Here is a 20538-nt window from a genome sequence, read left to right on the forward strand (position 1 = left end):
TTTCTATGATAATCCGGATTCTTTTCTGTATTCCGCAGGACTTAAGCCCGTAAACTTCTTAAATATCTTGGAAAAATAATGATAATCTCCAAAACCGGAACGCAACGCCACATCCTTAACTTTACAGTTCGTCTCTGAAAGAAGCTTCTTTGCATAGTCGATCCGAAGCTCCTGCACATAATTGGAAAAACCGATCTTCATCTCCTGTTTGAAAAGATAACTGAGATAAGCAGGATTCACCTCCGCCGCATCTGCTGCATCCTGAAGGCTGATCGGCGCTTCATAATGTTCCCGGATAAACTCCAGAGCTTTTTTCACAGCAGCAGAGATTCCCTCCGGAACAGCATCCTCTTCCCCTACAAAAAGCTGTGAAATACAGGCACTGCCCTTTTCCCTGAATTTCTCAAAGCTTTCGATATCTCCATACCAGATGGACTCTTTCTCAATTCCGGCTGTCTGATTCAATTTCTTAAGCCACTGTACCAAAATTCTTCCGTCGGTATAGCGATCCTGACAGTCAGCGAGAACCTGTGTCCAAAGCTCCTCCGCTTTCTTTCGGTCTTTCCCTGCCTTCAACCTGGAAATCTGCCCTTCCAGCTTCTCAGCACTTTCCGGTAAAACACTGTCCGCTTTCTTCCGTCCTTCAAAATAAAGGATCTCTTTTTTCTCATAAAAATGCAGCTTCATCATTTCTCTGGCCTGCTGATAAGCCTGGCGGATCCCATCCTCTCCCATGCAGACACTGCTGACACTGATACCAAAATCACAAAGATCCTCCTGACAGTGCCGATAGCAGATCGCTGCTGCCTCAGTCAGTCTCTGCTGCATAGCCGATGTCCTGCAGTCTCCGGAAAGATCAAGAAAACAGCAAAAAATCCCTGCGCCAAGATAGACCACTTCCGTAAATTCACTTTCTGTCCCAAGAAGCTCCTCCGTACGTTCCAGCAGTCTGTGACGGAAATGATGGGAATACTGTTCCACTTCCAGCGGCGTCCATTGTCTTTCCCTCTCTGCCCAGTTCTCCATAAACATACAGATCACAGCACTGTTAAAATATTTCCCGGCGATTCCGGCTTCCACACGCTTTTCCTCACGTACCTGATTTTTCAGCATTCCCGAGATCAGTCCGTTAAAAAAATAATACTTCAGAGCGTGACTTCCCAGATGGATCAGCTTTCTCGTCCGTGCCTGTTCCTGACTTTTTTCTCTGCGCTTCTCGATCAGCCGGGCTGATTTTTCCAGAGTATCATAAAGACTATCCTCGTCCAGACTGTTCTTTAATACATATTCATCCGCCCCAAGACGCATGGCCTCTTTTACATATTCAAAATCATCATGACAGCTGAGCACGATAATATAGATATCCCTGTTTTCCTCACGGATTTTTCTGATCAGCTCAATTCCATCCATCACAGGCATGGTAAGATCCGTCACAAGAACATCGATTTTTTCTTTCTGAAGGAATCCATAAGCTTCCTCCCCGTCTTCTGCATCATCCACGATCTCATATCCTGCTTTTTCCCAGGAATCCAGGGTTTTGAGATAGCTCCTTACAAGAAAATCATCATCTGCCACCAGTGTTCTGTACATTAATTTTTTCTCCCTTCTTCAGGCATATCATAGATCGCAGGCAGAAATACCGTGACCTCTGTACCGTTTCCACTGCTTACGTATTCCATTCCTCCCTGTGTCCCGTAATAAAGCTCCAGGCGTTCTTTTACATTTGGAATCCCCACTGCGGAAAGTCCGTTTGTTTTTTTTGCATGACTGTTAAAAAGATCTCGGATCTGCTCTTTTGTCATTCCTCTGCCGTTATCCTTTACTATGAGGATCAGCTTTCCTTCACTTACGTTTCCGCTGATCCAGATTTTTCCTGTTTGCCGTTTGATGTCGATCCCGTGAAGAAGAGCATTCTCCACAAGCGGCTGAAGGATCAGTCTTGGAATATAGCACCGGTATGCTTCCTCAGAGATCTCATATTTCACCCGAAAGCTTCCCTGATAGCGAAAATCCTGCAGATGGATATAATTTTTCAGTATATGGATCTCATCGGCAACAGAAAGGAAGCTTCCCTTTTTGTTGATACTGGCCTGCAGAAGCTCCACGAAATCTCCAATAAGCCCCGCCAGCTCTTTTTCCCCTTTCAGAAATGCCGCAAATTTGATGGAGTTCAATGTATTATACATAAAATGCGGTGTGATCTGATACTGCAGTGCTTCCAGCTCTGCATCTTTTTTCTGCTGTTCCTCTTCGATCACCTGGGCGATCAGAGCTTCGATATAATCCAGCATGTGGTTGAATTCTTTTCCGAGGGTTCCGATCTCATCAGCAGTAGTCACTTCTGTACGGAGGCTCAGATCTCCCTCACCAACCTTCTCAACCGTGCCAGTCATGGATCTGAGCGGTCCGCAGACTACTCTGGAGAGCCACAGTGCCAGCAGCACAGCTGCCACAAAAACTGCACCAAATATTCCGATCAGAAAGAGCCGCATCCGGGAAAGTCCGCTTAAAACTTCTTTTTTCGGTACCTCCAGATATAAGCCGCAGTCTGAAAAGCTACCTCTGCTGAAAAAAGAGATCACACCGTTTTTTTCTGCATAGCCTTCCATTTTGGGAGCATTCTGGTCTGTAATCTCCGGAAATGTTTTTCCAATGTCACTGTAGTCTCCGGATGTCACGATTTCATCATTTCTGTCTACCAGAACTATTCTGGTGATCTTTTCATCATTGACAGCTTCCAGATATTCGTAATAAATTGCCCGTTCCCTGATGTCTGCGACAACATACCCCAGAATCTCTCCGTTATCATCCTCTACCTTCTGGATCACAGAAAGAAAGCTGCCTCCTTCATGGATCGGAGATTCCACAAGAACCGGAAAGGAATCCAGTTCCTGTATTTTTTCCAATTCCTCGATATGTTCTCCTGAAATCCCCTGCTTGTTTACCGGAAATTCCTCAGAAGTCACAGCCATTTTTTTGTCTGGAAAAACAAAGTAAAGGGAGTTGATATCTTTATATTCCCGACTGTGTTCCCGGAGAAGCCCAGCCATATTTTCCAGGCTGTTTTCATTTCCTGTATAGCTGTATTCCTTCGCATTATTCCGTATATCTGTATCCCAGGCAGTTCTCGTATTCACATAATAAATCTCTTTCAGGGATTCGTCCAGATCTTTTATAGTCTGCTGCATCCGTCCATACAGGATACCTGAATAATTTTCTTCGATCATCCCTGCTGCCCGAAAATAAAATACCACCGTAAGAGAACAGGCAGTAAACATGGTTACTGTCAGGATCGCCAGTAATATCTTTGCCCGGATACTTTTTAACATAGAACTCCTCCCTTCCGTAAAGCGGATATACGCCTCTCTATGCTATATGCCCATAAACGCAGGAAACAGCAGGAGTATCCTACCCCTGCCTGATTTCCTGTTTGCGGTTGAATATATGTTTTACAATAAAATGTTTATAACTGTCCGTGTGCCTCGCGCTCGGTAAGCTCCTGCATGATCGCCGGATACATTTTGTCAAGCTTATATCCGAAAAGCGTTACAATGATCACTGCTGCAATGAGGATCGGTCCAAATTTATAAAGAGAAACGATCATCTCCAGTGCTGTTTCCGGCTGTGCAGTTATTCCTGCAGATGAGCTTACATATCCAGAACTGCTTAAAAGACCTGTGATCACTGCGGAGGCAAGACCTGCGCCAACTTTTGTTCCGATGGAACCGCCTGCAAAGATCAGACTTTCCTGACGGATATGGTTTTTCCACTGTCCGAACTCTACTACATCACCAACCATACTGAATACAACTGCGTTCAGTGGAGCAAGTCCGATGGCACGTGTGACACAGCTCATAACCATGAAGCCGAAGCTGTATGGATTCAGGAAAAACAGAATCTGGCCGCCAAGTGCAACAAATCCGCCGACAAATGCGATATTTCTTTTTCCAAATTTCTTGATCAACGGTGAGCAGATGAAGATTCCCACTACCAGAACCAGGGTTTCTGTAAGGAACAGTGCGCTGTACATCCATGTATCATTGTTGAAAATATATTTACAGTAGTACGGAAGAATGGTTCCTGTGATCGTAAAGGATACACTCTGTACTGTCCACAGAAGCATTACTGCCCAGAAATACTGATTTGCAAAAAGTGCCTTCAGCATTGTCGGAATCGGAAGCTTCTCATCTTTCTTTCTTGCTTCGATCTGAACCTTTTCCTCACATCTGAAGAAGCAGAGAAGCAGAAGTGCAAGTGCAAGCACTGCCCATACACTCATAACCTTGATCCATGCAGCCTGATCATTTCCAAGAAGCTTTACAAGCGGCAGTGTACAGGTTGCTGCAACGATCTTTCCGATAGGTGACAGTCCCATTCTCAATACACTGAGTTTATCTCTCTCTGATGATTCGCGTATCATCATTGAAGAAAGGCTTCCATATGGAAGATTGATCGCTGTATAGCATATGGTCGTACAGAAGTTATAGGTTACAAAGAGATACAGAAACTGAAGCATCCCTGTTGTACGCGGCACTGTGAAAAGCAGTACTGCTGACAGCGCAAACGGAATGCTCATCCACAGAAGCCAGGGTCTTGATTTTCCCCATTTGGAATTGGTCCTCTCTACAATGACACCCATGACCAGATCGGAAAATCCATCAAAGCATCTGGAAAGTAACATTACCAGTCCTACTGTTGCTGCGCTTATCCCTACATAATCTGTGTAAAACAGCGTCAGCAGTGTTCCGATCATTCCGAACACGATATTACATCCTACATCTCCTCCAGCATAACACAGCCCTGTTGATACCGAAAGTTTTTTCTTCTCCATCTTATTATCCCGCCCTTTCATTTCTTTTCGTTTTTTATTTTCGCTTTCCTTTTGATGATTCTATTTTATCGAAAATACGGGATTATCATAGTATGAGAAATTTTAGTTTTTTCGGTATTATTTTTACCTGACTGTTAAATCTGTACCAAAGTTTTTCTGGTTCTGATATCTCTACATCCTTCTTTTGTCCTATTTTTATGTTTTGTGTTTTATTTTTGGATACCAGCCTGACTTTTTACCGAATCAGTCAATGCCTCTGCCGGATTGTAAAAAATAATAAGCAGCGGATGGAAACCTGCTTGTATCAGGGATGAGCATGTCCGTCATCCTTCATATATGTATCAATATTTTCTTCGGTAAGCACCTGGGAATCCAGAATCTCATCTTCTCCTGTTCCCTCTCCCTCCAGATCCTTCACAATATACCGGATAGTTTCATAACCGATCTGATAACCGGACTGCGCGCCAAGCGCCACAATACGCCCATCCTGAACCGCTTTCAAGGCATCTTCCTGAGCATCTACGGAAACAATAGAAATCTCCCGTCCTTCAGTTGCCTCTGAAAGCCCCAGGGCCGTCACTGCACTTGTGGCCATGATTCCGTTAAGATCCGGATACTTCACCAGGATCTCATCCACATCCTTCTGGGAAACCCGCATATTGCTGTATCCGTTCCGAACCATTTCAATGGTGATCCCAGGCTCTTTTTCCATATATTTTTCAAATCCGGCAACACGCATCCGGTGTCCAGCCTGCTTAAAATCACCGGCGATCACGCCAATCTTTCCTTTATGATCCAGAGCCTTTGCAAGCTGCTCGCCCAGCTCATAGCCTAGTTTTTCATTGTCAATTCCAATATAAGGAATTTCTGAATCCTCTATGGGAGTATCACAGGCATATACAGAAATCCCCTTTTCTCTTGCGAAATTTAAATAATCTTCGCATTCATAGGAATCTATAGGAGAAACTGCCATCGCCTGGATATCGGTTTTCAGAAGATCCCGGATCATATTTTTCTGAACCTCTTCTTCTGTTTCGGAATCCGGGGACAGAATCACCACATCTGCATGATATTTTTCTGCCGCATCTTTCATTCCGTCGCAGACAGACAACCAATATTCACTGCTTTTAGATTTTGTAACAACACCGATCGTTACCTGCTCTTCTTCTGTTTTCTTTGCAGAAGACCCGCATCCGGAAAGGCTGCAAACTCCTATGACTGCCACCAGAATACAGATATACTTTTTTCTCATGAAGAATATGCCTCCTTTTCTTTTGCAGCTATATTTGCCACGGGAAAAAAGACTCCGGAGCCTTTTTCTCCGGTCCGGAGTCTTTTCCTATCTGGCAATGCAGGGTTTACATTTACATTTTACCAGAGTTTTCTGTAGATTTCTTTTACTTCCTCTTCTGTTACATCACGCATGGTATTCTGAGGACTTCCACTGTCCATGGCATCATGTGCCATTTTGTCGATGACGTTGAAGAACTCTTCTTTATTGATACCGAACTGCTCCAGAGTCGGAGTATCCAGTTCATTTACAAGTGACTCTACTGCTTTCAGGAATTTCTCAGCTGCTTCCTGATCAGAATCAGTTGCATCCGCCACACCAATATCACGTCCCAACGCTCCGAATCTGTCGTATGCTCCGGGAAGCGCAAAGGTAAGGCACTCCTTCAGAAGCATGGCATTGGAAAGTCCGTGTGCTACATGGAACAGTGCTCCGATCGGACGGCTCATTCCATGGATAATGGTAACAGATGCATTGTTAAATGCGATTCCTGCCTCAAGAGCAGCGACAGACATCTGTACACGAGCTTCTTCATTCTTTCCGTCTTTATATGCAACCGGAAGATATTTAAAGATCCTCTTTACTGCAGATACTGCAAAAGTATCGGAAAGTGTCTGTGCTTTTCTGGATGTATAAGCTTCCACACAGTGGCAAAGTGCATCAAGACCTGTTGCTGCTGTGATCTTTGGAGGTGCAGTCATAGTAAACTGCGGGTCGATAATGGCAAGATCCGGCATGAGAACTTTGCCTTTAAGAAGCATCTTGATGTCTTTTTTGGTATCCGTGATAATCGTGAACTGTGTTGCCTCAGATCCCGTTCCTGCTGTGGTAGGGATCGCCGCCATTGGCGGCATCTTTACATCGATCACTTTTCCCATGTAGTCGGAAATGCTTCCACCGTTTACTACCAGTGAGCCGATGGCTTTCATAGAGTCAATGGGACTTCCGCCTCCCAGAGCTACCAGGAAGTCACAGTTCTCATCTTTATAAATCTGTAAGCCTTTTTCGATCATGGTATCTGTTGGCTCACCACAGATGTCAGAATAAATGCTGTATTCAATGCCCTGATTTGTCAGCGCCTTCTCAACTTTTGCACAGTTTCCCAGGTCGATCATTACTTTATCGGTTACGATCAGAGCTTTTTTACCAAGGAGTTTCAGTGCTCCTTCTGCCATGTCCAGTGCTCCGGAACCAGAAATAATTTCTCCAGGTACAATAAATTCTCTTGCCATTGTCAAAATCTCCCTTCAGTCAGTACAATTTTTTTCATAATAGCAGCAGGTCTACTGCTGTCCGCTCCTCACAAACAACAGCATTTTCCTCTTCCTGCTGCCTGTTATTTACGATCCAGTATCAGTATCTCCGAATCCTTAAAACTCGGCGTCATGAAGCCAGGTATATCTCTCATCCTCGCAGCGGTCTGTCTGCAGCCACGGATTTCCGTCAATGTGGCGGATCATCCAGCATGTATACATCTGATATCCAGGTGCAACTGCCTGCGGATGAAGCTCTCCTCCTGGAATTGCGGAAAAGCTCTCGTCTGTACTCTTAAATACCTGATCACCGACAAAGCTTGCTCCAAACCCTTCCGGATGATCAAATTTGAAAAAGTATGTCTCAGGCTGCGGATGTCTGTGCGGCAGGTATCCGGACCAGTTTCCTCTGTCATTGAGAACCTCACCAAGAACCATATTGGACTCCGGTGAAATGTCATGATCGAAGATGGTGTTTACTCTTCTCTTCGCAACATTTCCGAACTTGCCTACGCAGGAATATCCCCACGGAGCATCTTCCGGTTTGTAGAGTTTTGCACCGAAATCTCTCTCGTTCTTTGTGCACTGAACAAGGATCTGTGACTCTGCATTTGCTACAACTGTAATCTCAGTTCCTGTGCATCCATGAACACACCATGGTCCCTCTGTGAACACGTCTTTTCTGGTTGCTGCAGCTTCGTTTCCGTTCCATTTATAGGTAATGTTTCCGGAGAGGAGGAGAACTGCTGTCTCCTCACCCTCTCTTAAAAATGTTCTTGTCTCTCCTGATTTCATACGGTAAACACGGATGTCCATCATCATGGCCTTGTACTCATTATCGTATGTTGTAAGAATCTTTTCGCCTTTTTCGTCATATTCCGGATAACCAAATACTTTACTCATTTTCTTACCTCCCAGATTAGTACAGTCTTGCCTCTTCACGGCCTTTCATAACTCCCTCGCAGGCCTTTCTTACGCTTTCTTTCTCAGATGTTGTTGCGATTCCTACATCCCACCAGGACTCATATCCGTCTGTCATAGTCTTCGGGATAACCTTCAGATCAAAGAGGCATGCGATCTCTTGCTTTTTGGCATCTTCCAGAGCATCTATCAGCTCCTGGATCGTGCGGCAGGTATAGGTCTTCAGGCCATAGCCTTCGCCGATCTTTGCATAATCTACAGGGATCAGATCTCCGGTCGGTTTCTTGCCGTCTGTATAACGGAACTCTGTTGCAAGGCTTCCGATTCCGTGGTTCATCTCAAGGTTGTTGATGCAGCCAAATCCGCAGTTATCGAATACCATGATATTGACTTTCTGTCTCTCCTGCATGATAGTCATGATCTCACTGTGGAGCATCTGGAAGCTGGAATCGCCAACTACGCAGTATACTTCGTTATCCGGCTCTGCAAATTTCACGCCAAGGGTAGCGGCAACCTCATATCCCATACAGGAATATCCGTACTCTGCATGATATCCGCCACGTTTGTCTGTTCTCCACATACGCTGCATACAGCTTGGAAGAGAACCGCCTGCTGTGATGATGGTTGCATCTTTGTCGATAGTTCTGTTGATGGCTGCAAGCGCTGCTGTCTGTGTGATCTTTCCGTTTGTAAGCTTTACATATTCCGGAATCGTACGAGGATCTCTTGCCTTGATCAGCGGCTCAAAATCATCTCCTGTGTACTCAATGCTTCCAAGGCGCTCCATCTCTTTATCCCATGCAGCTTTTGCTTTCTCGATCTCATCTGTGTATGCAGATTTATATCCTCTTGCACGAAGCTTTTCTGCTAGTGCTTCTACGGTAGCTTTTGCATCACCCACTGCTTTTACTGCATCCATCTTGTATGCGTGGAATCTGCAGTTGTTGATACTTACAAACTGAACATCCTCATTCTGGAACAGATGCTTGGAGCTTGTTGTAAAGTCAGACATTCTGGAACCGATAGAAATTACCACGTCTGCGTCTTTACCGATGATGTTGGAAGCGTAGGTTCCTGTTACACCGATACCGCCAAGACAGTACGGATTGCCGGACTGGCAGGCGCTCTTTCCGGCCTGTGTCTCGCCGAATGGGATCTTGAATTCCTCGCAGAATTTCTCAACAGCTTCTCCGGCTTCTGAGTAACGGACACCACCACCAACAACGATAAGCGGTTTCTTCGCTCCTGCGATGACCTCTGCCACATCCTCAAGCTCTTCCTCTACTGCAACCGGTCTTGTGATCCTGTGCACTCTCTTCTTGAAGAAGTACTCCGGGAAGTCAAAGGACTCACCCTCAACATCCTGGCAAAGTGCGATGCAGCATGCACCTGTTTCAGCCGGATCTGTAAGAACTCTCATTGCATTGATCAGAGCGGTCATGACCATCTCCGGTCTTGTGATCCTATCCCAGTATTTGCAGACTGGCTTGAATGCATCGTTCGTACTGACGGCAAGGCTGCTGCTCTGCTCCAGCTGCTGGAGAACCGGGTCAGGCTGGCGAGATGCAAAAGTATCTGCCGGGAATACAAGAAGCGGAATATTATTTACAGTTGCTGTTGCACATGCTGTTACCATGTTTGCAGCTCCAGGTCCGATGGAGGAAGCGCATGCAATGATTTTTTTGCGGTTGCTCTGTTTTGCAAAAGCGGTAGCAACGTGACACATACCCTGCTCATTTCTTCCCTGAAGAACCTTCAGCTGTCCCGGATTTGTATCCAGTGCCTCACCAAGTCCTACAGCAATACCGTGTCCGAAGATCGTGAAAAATCCTTCTACGAATTTTGTCTCCACTCCGTCCATGGAAACATACTGATTATCCAGAAATTTTACAATTGCCTGTGCAGTTGTCATTCTTACTGTCTTTGCCATTTTTTCCACTCCTTTTCTTTATACTCTTGCGATCATTTCGCCGAATTTTTCTTTTTCATCTTTAATGAATGCGTGAACTTCATCCGGTCCCGGAAGGGAATCGGAGCAGTTGTTGCTCTTAACCATCATGGATGCCTCAGCAGAACCAAACTCCAAGCAGTCAATGATCTCCCAACCCTGATACAGTCCATACAGGAATCCGGAGCCGTATCCGTCGCCGCCGCCGAAGCCTTTTCTTGCCTCAACCGGGAATGGCTTGATGCTGAACTTCTGTCCATCAACTGTGTAGGCTGTGGAACCCTTCATACCGTGTTTGATGACAACGATCTTTGCATTTTTTGCCTGCCAGTAAGCTGCACTCTCCTCATCAGTCATGCCTTCTTTGATCAGTTTCTCTGTAAGGTCAAACTCTTCTCTGGAGCCCATGATGATGTCAGCTTCCTTAGCTACGATGGAATAGTAGATGGAAATCTCATCTGCATTCTTCCAGTTGTACTCTCTGTAATCAATATCAAAAATGATCTTTGTGTTTACTTTCTTAGCAAGCATAACTGCTTTGATCGCTGCTTCTCTGGAAGGGCTCTCTGCAAGAGCAGTTCCGGAAATGAGGATCGCTTTTGCATTTTTGATATAATCCTCGTGGATGTCGTCTACATGAAGCTGCAGATCTGCGATACGGTTACGATACATGAGGATACTGCTTTCCTTTGGAGAAAGCATCTCGGTAAAGGTAAGTCCCAGCTTCTCTCCGTTTGTACATTTTGTGATCTGTGAGGTATCGATTCCTCTCTCATCAAAATAATCTACAACATACTCACCGAACTGATCATCCGAAACCTTTCCGATAAATCCTGCTTTCAGGCCATGCTTGGTAACACCTACAGCGATGTTTGCAGGAGATCCTCCTACAAATTTCTCAAACATATGTACCTTCTTCAGGGGTTTGAACTCCTCCTTTACCTGATCGTTGTAAGCAGGATTAAAATCAATGGCAACTCTTCCAAGGAGCACCAGGTCCATTGGTCTGGATTCATCAAATTCGATATACTTCATGATCTTACCTCCGTTTGTTTGATGGTTTATTTTTTACTTCTTTTTTATGTGCTTTTTTGATTTGCGTGCTTTTTCTTTTATTTAGCGTGCTTTCTTGCGTGTTTCTTATGATGTTAATATAGCACCGTTTTACAATTTGGGCAAGTACTTCTTTTCATTTTTCTTTTTTTCAGTTATTCTATACAATTTTTGTAGTTTTGTTTTGTTCAAAGTAGCTATTATCTACATGTGCATTTGCGTGTTTATTTTTTTGGCACGCTATTGGCACGCAATCAAATGTATCCAGACAGTCGTTTTCTTGGAATCTATATTCCATATCGTAGTATCTTACAGATTTCCTGTAATATAAAAAAGCCTGCAGTTTTCATCCTGCAGACTATTTTATATGATACTTTGCACAATACATGTTCAAAGGTTATATTTTGTTTTGATCTTGATATCTGTAAAGAGATATTCTCTCTCCGGCTCCTGTCCTTTTGTCAGGATATCCGCCAGGATCCTTGGCGGTTCATACCCCTGGACATATCCATTCTGGTCGATCAGAAAATCCACATGATCATTCTTCAGTGCCCGTTCATTCTTCGGAGTCTGATCGTAGATCACAACGTAGGGCCTGCGGTCAAGTCTCAGCTTTTCAAATGCCTTACCCACTCCTGCCTGGCCTCCGGATACCACCAGGATCCCGCTGATCCCTGAAGTACTCATCATGGCATTTTCTATAATGTGCTCCACCTCAGCTGCATCATCAAAGCTTCCGTGAACACCGGCGATCTCCAGATGTGGAAAAGCCCGCTTGGCTTCCTCCACAAAGCCATCCACTCGCTGATTGTCAACATGATTGCTGAAATATCCGGTGATGATCAGGATCTTTCCATTTCCTCTTGTCAGCATTCCAAGAAGTCCGGCTGCGGTACGTCCGCTCTTGCGGTTATCCATTCCCACAAAACAGGTTCTTCTCGTTCCTACAATATCAGAGTTAAAGGTTACTACTGGGATATTCTTCTCTTCGATCAAAGCATTCAGTTTCTCCCGGACAGTCTCACTGTCTACCGGCATGATCGCAAGTCCCCGGATTCCTTCCTGTTCCAGTTCCTCAATGGCCTGCAGCTGTTCCTCTTCATCAACGGAAAGACCCTCTTTCAGGATCAGCTGGATCCCTTTTTCTTTCAGTTCCACGGCTGCCTTCTCAATACCACGATTTACTTCCTGCATAAAAGAAGATCTGGCAAGCTGTGTCACCACTCCGATCTTCAGTCTTTCATCTTTAGCTGTTCTGGAATGTTTCCGTTCTTTCTGTACATATCCCATCTCGTCCGCCAGACGGCAGATTCTCTCTGCCACCTCCGGATTGATCCGTCCTCTGTGGTTCAATGCTCTGTCCACGGTTCCCCTGGAAACCCCTGCCTGTTCTGCAATCTGCTGTATTGTTACCGCCATAAATCCTTCTCCTGCCTCTGCCTTACTGTGTCGTTGCCAACTGTTCCGTCCGGCAATAATCTTTCTATATACATTTATATAGTTTTTTCGAAAAGGTGTCAATATGTAAGTGCATTATACAAGGCAACCAACCCGATCTTATCCCCGCACAGCCATATGATATACTTCTTTATAAGAAATCCCTGTTTTTTCACAAAGTTTTTTTACGCTTTCGTATTCCGGATAATAATATTCCTGTCCGTCAAAAGTGCAGACCTTCACTTCTACATTTCCCAGCGGGGTTGTAACCGTTCTTTTCTCTCTTTTCAGAATGGTTCTCTCCATCTCCTGGCGACGGATCCCAATGGTTGTCGTTTCTCTGAAAATGATCTGCTCCATCGCTGAAACCTGTTCTTTTTTACATAGAACGGTAAGCAGCCATGCCGGACGGTTTTTCTTCATAAATACAGGCATGTAATTGGCCTCTCTGGCTCCTGCCTCATACAGAAGCTCCATAACATAGCCAAGCGTTTCTCCTGTACAGTCATCAATGTTGGATTCCAGCTTTATAATGGTGTCTATTTCCGTACAAGCATCATTGCCTGAAGCCTCCTCCCCGGATTCCCGGATCAGCATGGCACGGAGAATTCCCGGGCACTCATACTGGCGCTTGCCTGCTCCGATACCGATCTTCTCCACCGTAAAATCTTCAGGCAGTTTTTCTGATGTAAGGAATGCCGCCACAATGGCTGCTCCTGTAGGCGTTATCAGTTCACCCTGCACCGATGTGATATGCAGCTTCAGCTGATGAGCACTTACAATATTACTTACCGCCGGTACCGGCACCGGAAGGATTCCGTGCTGACAGCGAATCGTTCCGCTACCCTCACAAAGTCTTGGAACGATCACTTCCTCCACATCCAGATCATCCATACAGATTGCAACAGAAAGAATATCCACAATGGAATCCACTGCACCCACTTCATGGAAATGGACCTGATCCACCGGTACATTATGGGCTTTTGCTTCTGCCTCGGCAAGAATCTTAAAAATCCTTTTTCCATAGGATTTTGCACGATCTGTCATATCTGCATGGTCGATAATCTCCATGATCTCGTTAAGGCCACGGTGTTCATGGTGATGGTGTCCGTGGTGGGAATGCATCGTTTCTGTATATGTATGACTGTTTCCATGGGTTTCCTGTACATGATGTTCATGAGAATTGGGATGCTCATGGGATTCCAGGGCTTCTTGACTATGTTTATAATGATGTTCCTCATGATCCTGGCTGTGAGAATCTCCATCATGCCCATACAGATATTTCATATCATGATCATGATTCTCATGATCCAGTAGTACATCAAAATCACAGGCATCGATCCCTGATTTCATCACACGGCTGATCTTTATGTCGAAACCTTTTACCGGCAGACTTTTAAGAGTTCTCACCAGTTTTTTCTGATCTGCACCCAGATCCAGAAGAGCCGCAACTGTCATATCCCCGCTGATCCCGGAGGTACACTCCAGATATAATTTGTTTCTCATTTATTTTCCCTCCGCAAGCCGATTGATCTGGGTTGCCAGATATCCTGCCCCAAATCCGTTGTCAATATTTACTACTGCAATTCCGTTGGCACAGGAATTGATCATTGTCAGAAGCGCTGACAATCCATGAAAGCTGGCGCCATATCCCACAGAAGTAGGTACCGCGATCACCGGACGTTTCACAAGACCACCCATAACACTTGCCAGCGCACCCTCCATTCCTGCTACCGCAACCACACAGTTAGCCTCCTGGATGGTATCCAGCCTGGAAAAGAGTCTGTGCATACCACTGACTCCCACATCATAGATCCTCTCCACATGTGTGCCGAAATACTCTGCTGTCTGGGCAGCTTCCTCCGCAACAGAAATATCTGCTGTTCCGGCTGTACACACTGCCACCTTTCCGATATGCTCCTTCTCTTTTTCAATCTTCAAAATTCCGGAAACCGGATCATAAACCACATCAGGAAGAACCTTTTTTACCAGTTCATACTGATGTTCTGACGCCCTTGTTCCAAAGACTTCTCCATCTTCCTCATAAAGTTTCTGATAGATATTCAAAAGATGTTCGTCTGCTTTTCTCGCACAGTAAACTACCTCCGCAAAACCGGTCCTCGCTTTTCGGGTAGTATCCAGCTTCGCATAATCCATTTCTTCATATCCCTCTTTTTTCAGAAGGTCCTCTGCATGCTCCACAGAGAGCTGGCCTTTTTTTACCTTTTCAAGGATCTGCTGTAAAGTCATCTTTTTGCCTCCCTGTTTTCTTCGTAATATAATAACACAATAGCCAGACATTTGCATCATTTCCGCAAATCGTCTGGCTATCTGCTATTCAAACCGTTCACTGTCCGGTTCTTTTTATTTATGCGACTGCCTAGGCCGCCTTCTGTTCTTTATCTGATCATCTCCGTATATTTGGCCGAGATCTCATCAATATCTCCATATGCGATCAGTTTTCCTTTTTCAAGTATCATTGCTTTATTGCACAAGCGCTGTACCTGTTCCAGAGAATGGGATACAAACAGTACCGTAACGCCCTTATCAAACATACTTAAGACTTTCTTTTCACTCTTTTTCCGGAATTTGGCATCTCCTACAGAAAGGACTTCATCCAGGATCAGGATATCCGGTGATACCAGTGTGGCAATGGAAAATCCAAGTCTTGCCTTCATACCGGAAGAATAATTCTTAATAGGGACATCGATAAATTCCTTCAGTTCAGAAAACTCAACGATCTCATCAAATTTCGATTCCAGAAACTTCTTGGAATATCCGAGCATCGCACCATACAGAAAAATATTCTCACGTCCTGTATACTGCGAATCAAAACCGGCTCCCAGTTCCAGAAGAGGGACCAGACGTCCGTTTCGGACCACCTTGCCTTCGGTAGGCTTGAATACACCGGCAATTACTTTGAGCAGAGTACTTTTTCCCGCTCCATTAAGTCCCAGGATTCCTACACGGTCACCTTTTTTCACCTCAAAATCAACATTCTGAAGAGCCCAGAATTCATTATATTTAATTTCTTTTTTTAAGAATTTAATCACGTAATCCTTCAGGCTGTCTACCTTTTCTTTACTGAGATTAAACTTCATACTTACGTTATCTACAACTACTGCAGGTTTTTCCATATTTTTCTCCTGTTAAATATAAAGGATAAACTCATCCTGTTTCTTCTTGAAACAGAACATTCCGATGGCAATCGTCACAAGGCTGAATACCAGTGCGTATGCCGCATAATGCAGGTTCATCGGCTCCCCGAACATTCCTGAACGAAAAACATCGATGGTACAGTACAGCGGATTATATTTCAGGATCCATGAAAAACCACTTTTCAGCAGTCTGGACGGATAATAAAAGATCGCACAGGTATACATGATCAGCATCAGCGCTACTGACCACAGATATTCCATATCTCTGAAAAAAACGCCAATCGTAGCAAGGATCATTCCACAACCATAAGACAACAGAAATACCAGGATCAGCGCGATCGGGATCTGGAGCATATAAAGTGTCGGCTCCACACCAAGTACTGCTCCTACCGGAACCAGCACGATCAGTGAGATCAGGAAGATCACATAGTTAAAAAGTACACTTGACAGCGGATAGAGATATTTTGGCACATAAACTTTCTTGATCATTGCCGAATTCGCTCTTACTGATTTCAATGCCGCTTTTGTGGCACTGGAATAGAATGTGTACAAAAGACGTCCTGTCAGGATATATACAGGAAATGTCCGATCCTTGTTTCCAAACAGGGTACCGAATACGATCGTCAGTACGATCATGGTAAGCAACGGCTCAAGAAGAGACCAGATGATACCAAGATAGGAACGTCTGTACTTCAGTTTGATTCCTTTTTTTACAAGCTCTCCCAGAAGAAACCTGTAACGCATAAAAGTATTTACGTATTCTTTCATAGCATCTCCAATATTCAATTTTATTTTTTCACACGGCTGTAAATCATAATATACTATTTTGAGAAATCTGGCAACCTTATTTTCGCCAAAAAAAGGCACGCCAAAGCGTACCTTTTTGAGAAATGTGTTAGTTATGATCTTATCTCTTGATATTGAATGCCCGGAATCCCGGATATACTGCTGCATCACCAAGCTCTTCCTCAATACGGAGAAGCTGATTATATTTTGCCACACGTTCGCTTCTGGAAGGAGCTCCTGTCTTGATCTGGCAGGTATTCAGTGCCACTGCAAGATCTGCAATGGTTGTATCCTCTGTCTCTCCGGAACGATGGGAAGAAATCGCTGTATAGCCAGCTTTATGTGCCATTTTGATGGCTTCCAGAGTCTCAGATACAGAACCGATCTGATTCAGTTTGATCAGAATAGAATTTCCGCAGCCAAGGCTGATACCTTTCTCAAGACGCTCTGTATTTGTAACAAACAGGTCATCACCTACAAGCTGTACTTTTCCTCCAAGTTCTTTTGTCATGATCTGCCAGCCTTCCCAGTCTTCCTCATCAAGGCCATCCTCAATAGAGTAGATCGGATATTTTTCGATCAGATTTTTCCAGTGATCAACAAGCTCCGCAGATGTAAATTTCTTTCCGCATTTCGGAAGAACATACTCCCCCTTTTTGTTTCCTTTCCACTCACTGGATGCAGCATCCATGGCAAGTACAAAATCCTTTCCAGGCTCATATCCTGCTTTTTTCACTGCTTCAAGGATGTACTCAATGGCTTCCTCATCGCTTCCAAGGTCTGGTGCAAAACCACCTTCATCTCCAACGCTTGTTGCAAGGCCTTTTTCTTTCAGAAGTGCAGCAAGAGCGTGGAATACCTCCGTACACCAGCGAAGTCCCTCTTTAAAGCTTGGTGCTCCTGCCGGCATGATCATGAATTCCTGAACATCAACGGTATTCGCAGCATGTGCACCACCGTTTAGGATATTCATCATCGGAACCGGAAGTCTGTTTCCGTTCACCCCACCAAGAAATCTGTAAAGGGGGATGTCAAGAGAAATCGCAGCCGCACGTGCGCACGCAATAGAAACCGCAAGAATGGCATTTGCGCCCAGTTTTGATTTGTCCTTTGTTCCATCTGCTTTGAGCATGGCAGCATCCACTGCATAAATATCAGATGCATCCATTCCTGCCAGCGCATCATTAATTACTGTATTGATATTTTCAATGGCCTTCGAAACACCTTTTCCTCCAAAACGGCTTTTATCCTGATCTCTCAGCTCAAGTGCTTCGAATTCTCCTGTGGACGCTCCGCTTGGTGCTGCTCCTCTTCCGACCGTTCCATCTGCCAGATAAACCTCTGCCTCTACGGTCGGATTTCCTCTTGAATCAATGATCTCTCTTCCAATGACCTTCTCAATCTCTAAATAATCCATTTGATATTTATCCTCCTGTCTGGTCTTTTCGCCCTGTCCGTAACTCCTGTTCAGGCCGCATTTTGTCAGGGGATACGGCCCGCCACAAATTTTACGCATTAGTTAGAATCCGCTAACTGTTTACAAGTTTACTATATCTAACTTTAACGGTCAAGAGGAGTTATTGCCATTTTTTTCTCAATTACTCTTCTGATATTTCCATGTTTTTTCAGAACATTCCGCAGGATGTTGCGAATTTTACTTATTGACAAGGCTTTACTACTTATGATATCATAACCGCCGGTATCAAGCGGATATTCGTAAACCGCTCTGCTGCCTGCTTACAGCCAAATAACTGCTTCGCAGTTTGATTTGGTCAAAAAACCGAATATGGTTTATGACAAAATCCTGTCATATATTGGAAACGCACATTCTCCTGAATGATTAACGAACAACACATGCTCTGAGGTTTTACATTATCACTTAATCATTTTAAAGGAGGATTTTTTATGCCAAAAAACAAATTTCAGGAAGTTATCTTTACCCTTATCATGGTATTTTTCATGGTTTACGCCATGATTTGCTACAACATTTCCCTGAACACAGGGAGTATGACAAACCGTGTGTTCCTTGACGCTTTTCATGAACTGGTGATCATGGGACCGATCGCATTTATCCTTGACTTCTTCCTTGTATCCAAGCTTGCTTTTGGTTGTGCAATGCGCATGGTAGATTTCAAAAGCTGCCATCCGTTCAGCAGGATCCTTGCGATCTCCGTTCCTTCCGTTGCTTTCATGTGCCCGTTAATGAGCCTCGCGGCAACCATTCTCTTTAAGGATGCAGGAAATCAGTTTGTAGCTGTATGGCTTCAGACAACCGCATTCAACTTCCCGATGGCATTCTTCTGGCAGCTAATCTATGCAGGTCCGATCGTACGTTTTATTTTCAGACATATCTTTCCTGAAAAGGAAAACGTAAAAGAAGCGACAGAAACTATGTAAAATTAAAGAAAGCACATTGCTATGGTTGAACCACCCCAAAAGTCATACTTTCCGGTGGCGGCTCATTCCATACAATGTGCTTTTTATTTTTCACGCGAATCTTTCTCATCGGATCTTCGAATCTCTCAGACTGTTTTCTTTAATTCCGGCATCTTAAGTATCTTCACGATCAGCGGGATCACCATAATGACCCAGACTATCGGTTCTGCTACGATCACGCCGGTATATCCGAGAAGTGGCACCAGAGTCACCGCGATCACTACTTTTCCGATCATCTCCAGCGCACTGGAAACCAGAGGGATCACCGTTTCTCCAAGGCCCTGCATAGCATTTCTGAGGACACTGATCACAGCCGTTACGAAATAAAAGATCGTATCAAATTTAAGATAATTGGCGGCATTGCGGATCACCGTTTCATTATGGCTTCCTGTGACCAGATAGATCAGCTGTTTTCCAATGGTAAAACTGAAGATCACAGTCATCACGGACCAGATACAGGTATACAGAACTGCAAGACCAATTCCATAGCGTACCCGGTCCATTCTCCCTGCACCTGCGTTCTGGCCACAGAAGATCGCCATGGTCTGGCCGAACACGCCAAACATGATCATAAACATCTCTGTGATCTTACGAGCTGCTGTATGTGCCACAATGATATCTCTTCCCAGCCGATTGATGGAGGTCTGAAGTGCCAGTGTACCAAGATTTACAAGAGAGCTTACAAGTCCCATAGAAAGTCCGGCACTCAGCATATTTTTCATCATATTTCTTTCGAGACCGAAAAAATCCTCTTTTTTCAGCCGTAGGATCTCATACCTGCGGATCATGTAAAACCAGCATATAAGAAATGCCAGCGTCTGTGAAAGTACCGTGGCAACGGCAGCTCCCTGAACTCCTGCTTTTACTACCAGAATAAAAAACAGATCTCCTGCGATATTTAAAGTTACAGACACTGCCAGGATCACAAGAGGCGTCACCGTATCCCCAAGTGCGCGCAGAGATGCCGCGCAGGTATCATAAAGAAACGTTGCCAGCATACCTGCGATAATAATAAAGATATACTGCCTGGCAGTTCCCGTCAAATGATCCGGAACATTCAGGAACCTCAGGATCGGATGCAGAAACAAAAGTCCCAAAACAGTCAGGATCAGAGAAATCACGCTGCCCATTACAAGAGACAGCGCAAAAGATTTTCGTACTTCTTCCCGGTTTCCGGCACCGAATTTCTGTGCGGTGACAATGGCAAATCCATTTGCAAGGCCCATCAGAAAACCGATGATCAGACCGCTTAAAGGACTGGTGGCCCCTACTGCCGCCAGCGCATCTTCTTTAAGAAAGCTTCCCACGATCCGGGTATCTGCCAGGCTGTACGTCAGCTGCAAGAGATTTCCCAGAAATACAGGAAGCGCAAAGGACAGGATCAATGTGGAAGGCTTCCCTTTTGTCAAGTCTTTCATGTCATC

The 20538-nt window shown here is 44.6% G+C and carries 16 protein-coding genes; 1 reads left to right on the forward strand and 15 read right to left on the reverse strand.

Annotated elements, in window-relative coordinates; all coding sequences use genetic code 11:
- Nucleotides 1-3 precede the first annotated feature (3 nt).
- The 14 genes from DMI82_RS07955 to eno all read right to left on the reverse strand — a co-directional run bounded on the left by DMI82_RS07955 (nt 4) and on the right by eno (nt 18095).
- Nucleotides 4-1590: a response regulator transcription factor gene (locus DMI82_RS07955; RefSeq protein WP_110103012.1), complete on the reverse strand. Its 1587-nt coding sequence runs from the start codon at nt 1588-1590 to the stop codon at nt 4-6.
- The gene (locus DMI82_RS07960) at nt 1590-3329 is read right to left on the reverse strand and encodes a cache domain-containing sensor histidine kinase (RefSeq protein ID WP_110103013.1); all 1740 of its coding nucleotides are present in this window, start codon (nt 3327-3329) and stop codon (nt 1590-1592) included. Before DMI82_RS07960 ends, DMI82_RS07955 begins: the two co-directional genes overlap by 1 nt.
- Nucleotides 3330-3463: 134 nt before the next feature.
- Nucleotides 3464-4831 (reverse strand): MFS transporter, encoded by a 1368-nt coding sequence (locus DMI82_RS07965; RefSeq protein ID WP_015524410.1) that lies wholly within the window; start codon nt 4829-4831, stop codon nt 3464-3466.
- A gap of 304 nt (nt 4832-5135) precedes the next feature.
- Nucleotides 5136-6083 carry a substrate-binding domain-containing protein gene (locus DMI82_RS07970; RefSeq protein ID WP_110103014.1) on the reverse strand — a complete coding sequence of 316 codons (948 nt, stop codon included), beginning with the start codon at nt 6081-6083 and terminating at the stop codon, nt 5136-5138.
- 119 nt (nt 6084-6202) lie between these two features.
- The gene (locus tag DMI82_RS07975; protein ID WP_015524408.1) at nt 6203-7354 is read right to left on the reverse strand and encodes an iron-containing alcohol dehydrogenase; all 1152 of its coding nucleotides are present in this window, start codon (nt 7352-7354) and stop codon (nt 6203-6205) included.
- 138 nt (nt 7355-7492) lie between these two features.
- A complete protein-coding gene (locus DMI82_RS07980) occupies nt 7493-8278 on the reverse strand; it encodes a 5-deoxy-glucuronate isomerase (protein WP_110103015.1) in 786 nt (261 codons plus the stop codon).
- A gap of 16 nt (nt 8279-8294) precedes the next feature.
- A complete protein-coding gene (gene iolD / locus DMI82_RS07985; RefSeq protein ID WP_110103016.1) occupies nt 8295-10226 on the reverse strand; it encodes a 3D-(3,5/4)-trihydroxycyclohexane-1,2-dione acylhydrolase (decyclizing) in 1932 nt (643 codons plus the stop codon).
- 18 nt (nt 10227-10244) lie between these two features.
- Complete coding sequence (iolC, locus tag DMI82_RS07990) at nt 10245-11279, reverse strand: 5-dehydro-2-deoxygluconokinase (RefSeq protein ID WP_015524405.1); 1035 nt, start codon at nt 11277-11279, stop codon at nt 10245-10247.
- A 408-nt stretch (nt 11280-11687) separates the two neighbouring features.
- Nucleotides 11688-12716 carry a LacI family DNA-binding transcriptional regulator gene (locus DMI82_RS07995; RefSeq protein WP_110103017.1) on the reverse strand — a complete coding sequence of 343 codons (1029 nt, stop codon included), beginning with the start codon at nt 12714-12716 and terminating at the stop codon, nt 11688-11690.
- 138 nt (nt 12717-12854) lie between these two features.
- Complete coding sequence (larC, locus tag DMI82_RS08000) at nt 12855-14240, reverse strand: nickel pincer cofactor biosynthesis protein LarC (protein WP_110103018.1); 1386 nt, start codon at nt 14238-14240, stop codon at nt 12855-12857.
- A complete protein-coding gene (larB, locus tag DMI82_RS08005) occupies nt 14241-14984 on the reverse strand; it encodes a nickel pincer cofactor biosynthesis protein LarB (protein WP_022426321.1) in 744 nt (247 codons plus the stop codon). It lies immediately after the preceding gene.
- A 149-nt stretch (nt 14985-15133) separates the two neighbouring features.
- A complete protein-coding gene (locus tag DMI82_RS08010) occupies nt 15134-15871 on the reverse strand; it encodes an ABC transporter ATP-binding protein (RefSeq protein ID WP_021651749.1) in 738 nt (245 codons plus the stop codon).
- Between the two features lie 12 nt (nt 15872-15883).
- Nucleotides 15884-16660 carry an ABC transporter permease gene (locus tag DMI82_RS08015; RefSeq protein WP_044961662.1) on the reverse strand — a complete coding sequence of 259 codons (777 nt, stop codon included), beginning with the start codon at nt 16658-16660 and terminating at the stop codon, nt 15884-15886.
- Between the two features lie 139 nt (nt 16661-16799).
- Nucleotides 16800-18095 carry a phosphopyruvate hydratase gene (gene eno, locus DMI82_RS08020; RefSeq protein WP_044961624.1) on the reverse strand — a complete coding sequence of 432 codons (1296 nt, stop codon included), beginning with the start codon at nt 18093-18095 and terminating at the stop codon, nt 16800-16802.
- Between the two features lie 488 nt (nt 18096-18583).
- Here eno and DMI82_RS08025 point away from each other — a divergent pair, with 488 nt between their 5' ends.
- Nucleotides 18584-19075: a DUF2798 domain-containing protein gene (locus DMI82_RS08025; protein WP_110103019.1), complete on the forward strand. Its 492-nt coding sequence runs from the start codon at nt 18584-18586 to the stop codon at nt 19073-19075.
- 125 nt (nt 19076-19200) lie between these two features.
- Here DMI82_RS08025 and DMI82_RS08030 read toward each other — a convergent pair whose 3' ends face one another.
- On the reverse strand, nt 19201-20532 hold the full coding sequence (locus tag DMI82_RS08030; protein WP_110103020.1) for an MATE family efflux transporter: 1332 nt from the start codon (nt 20530-20532) through the stop codon (nt 19201-19203).
- Nucleotides 20533-20538 lie beyond the last annotated feature (6 nt).

The organism is Blautia sp. BCRC 81119 (assembly GCF_003184505.1).
GTDB lineage: Bacteria > Bacillota > Clostridia > Lachnospirales > Lachnospiraceae > Blautia_A > Blautia_A fusiformis.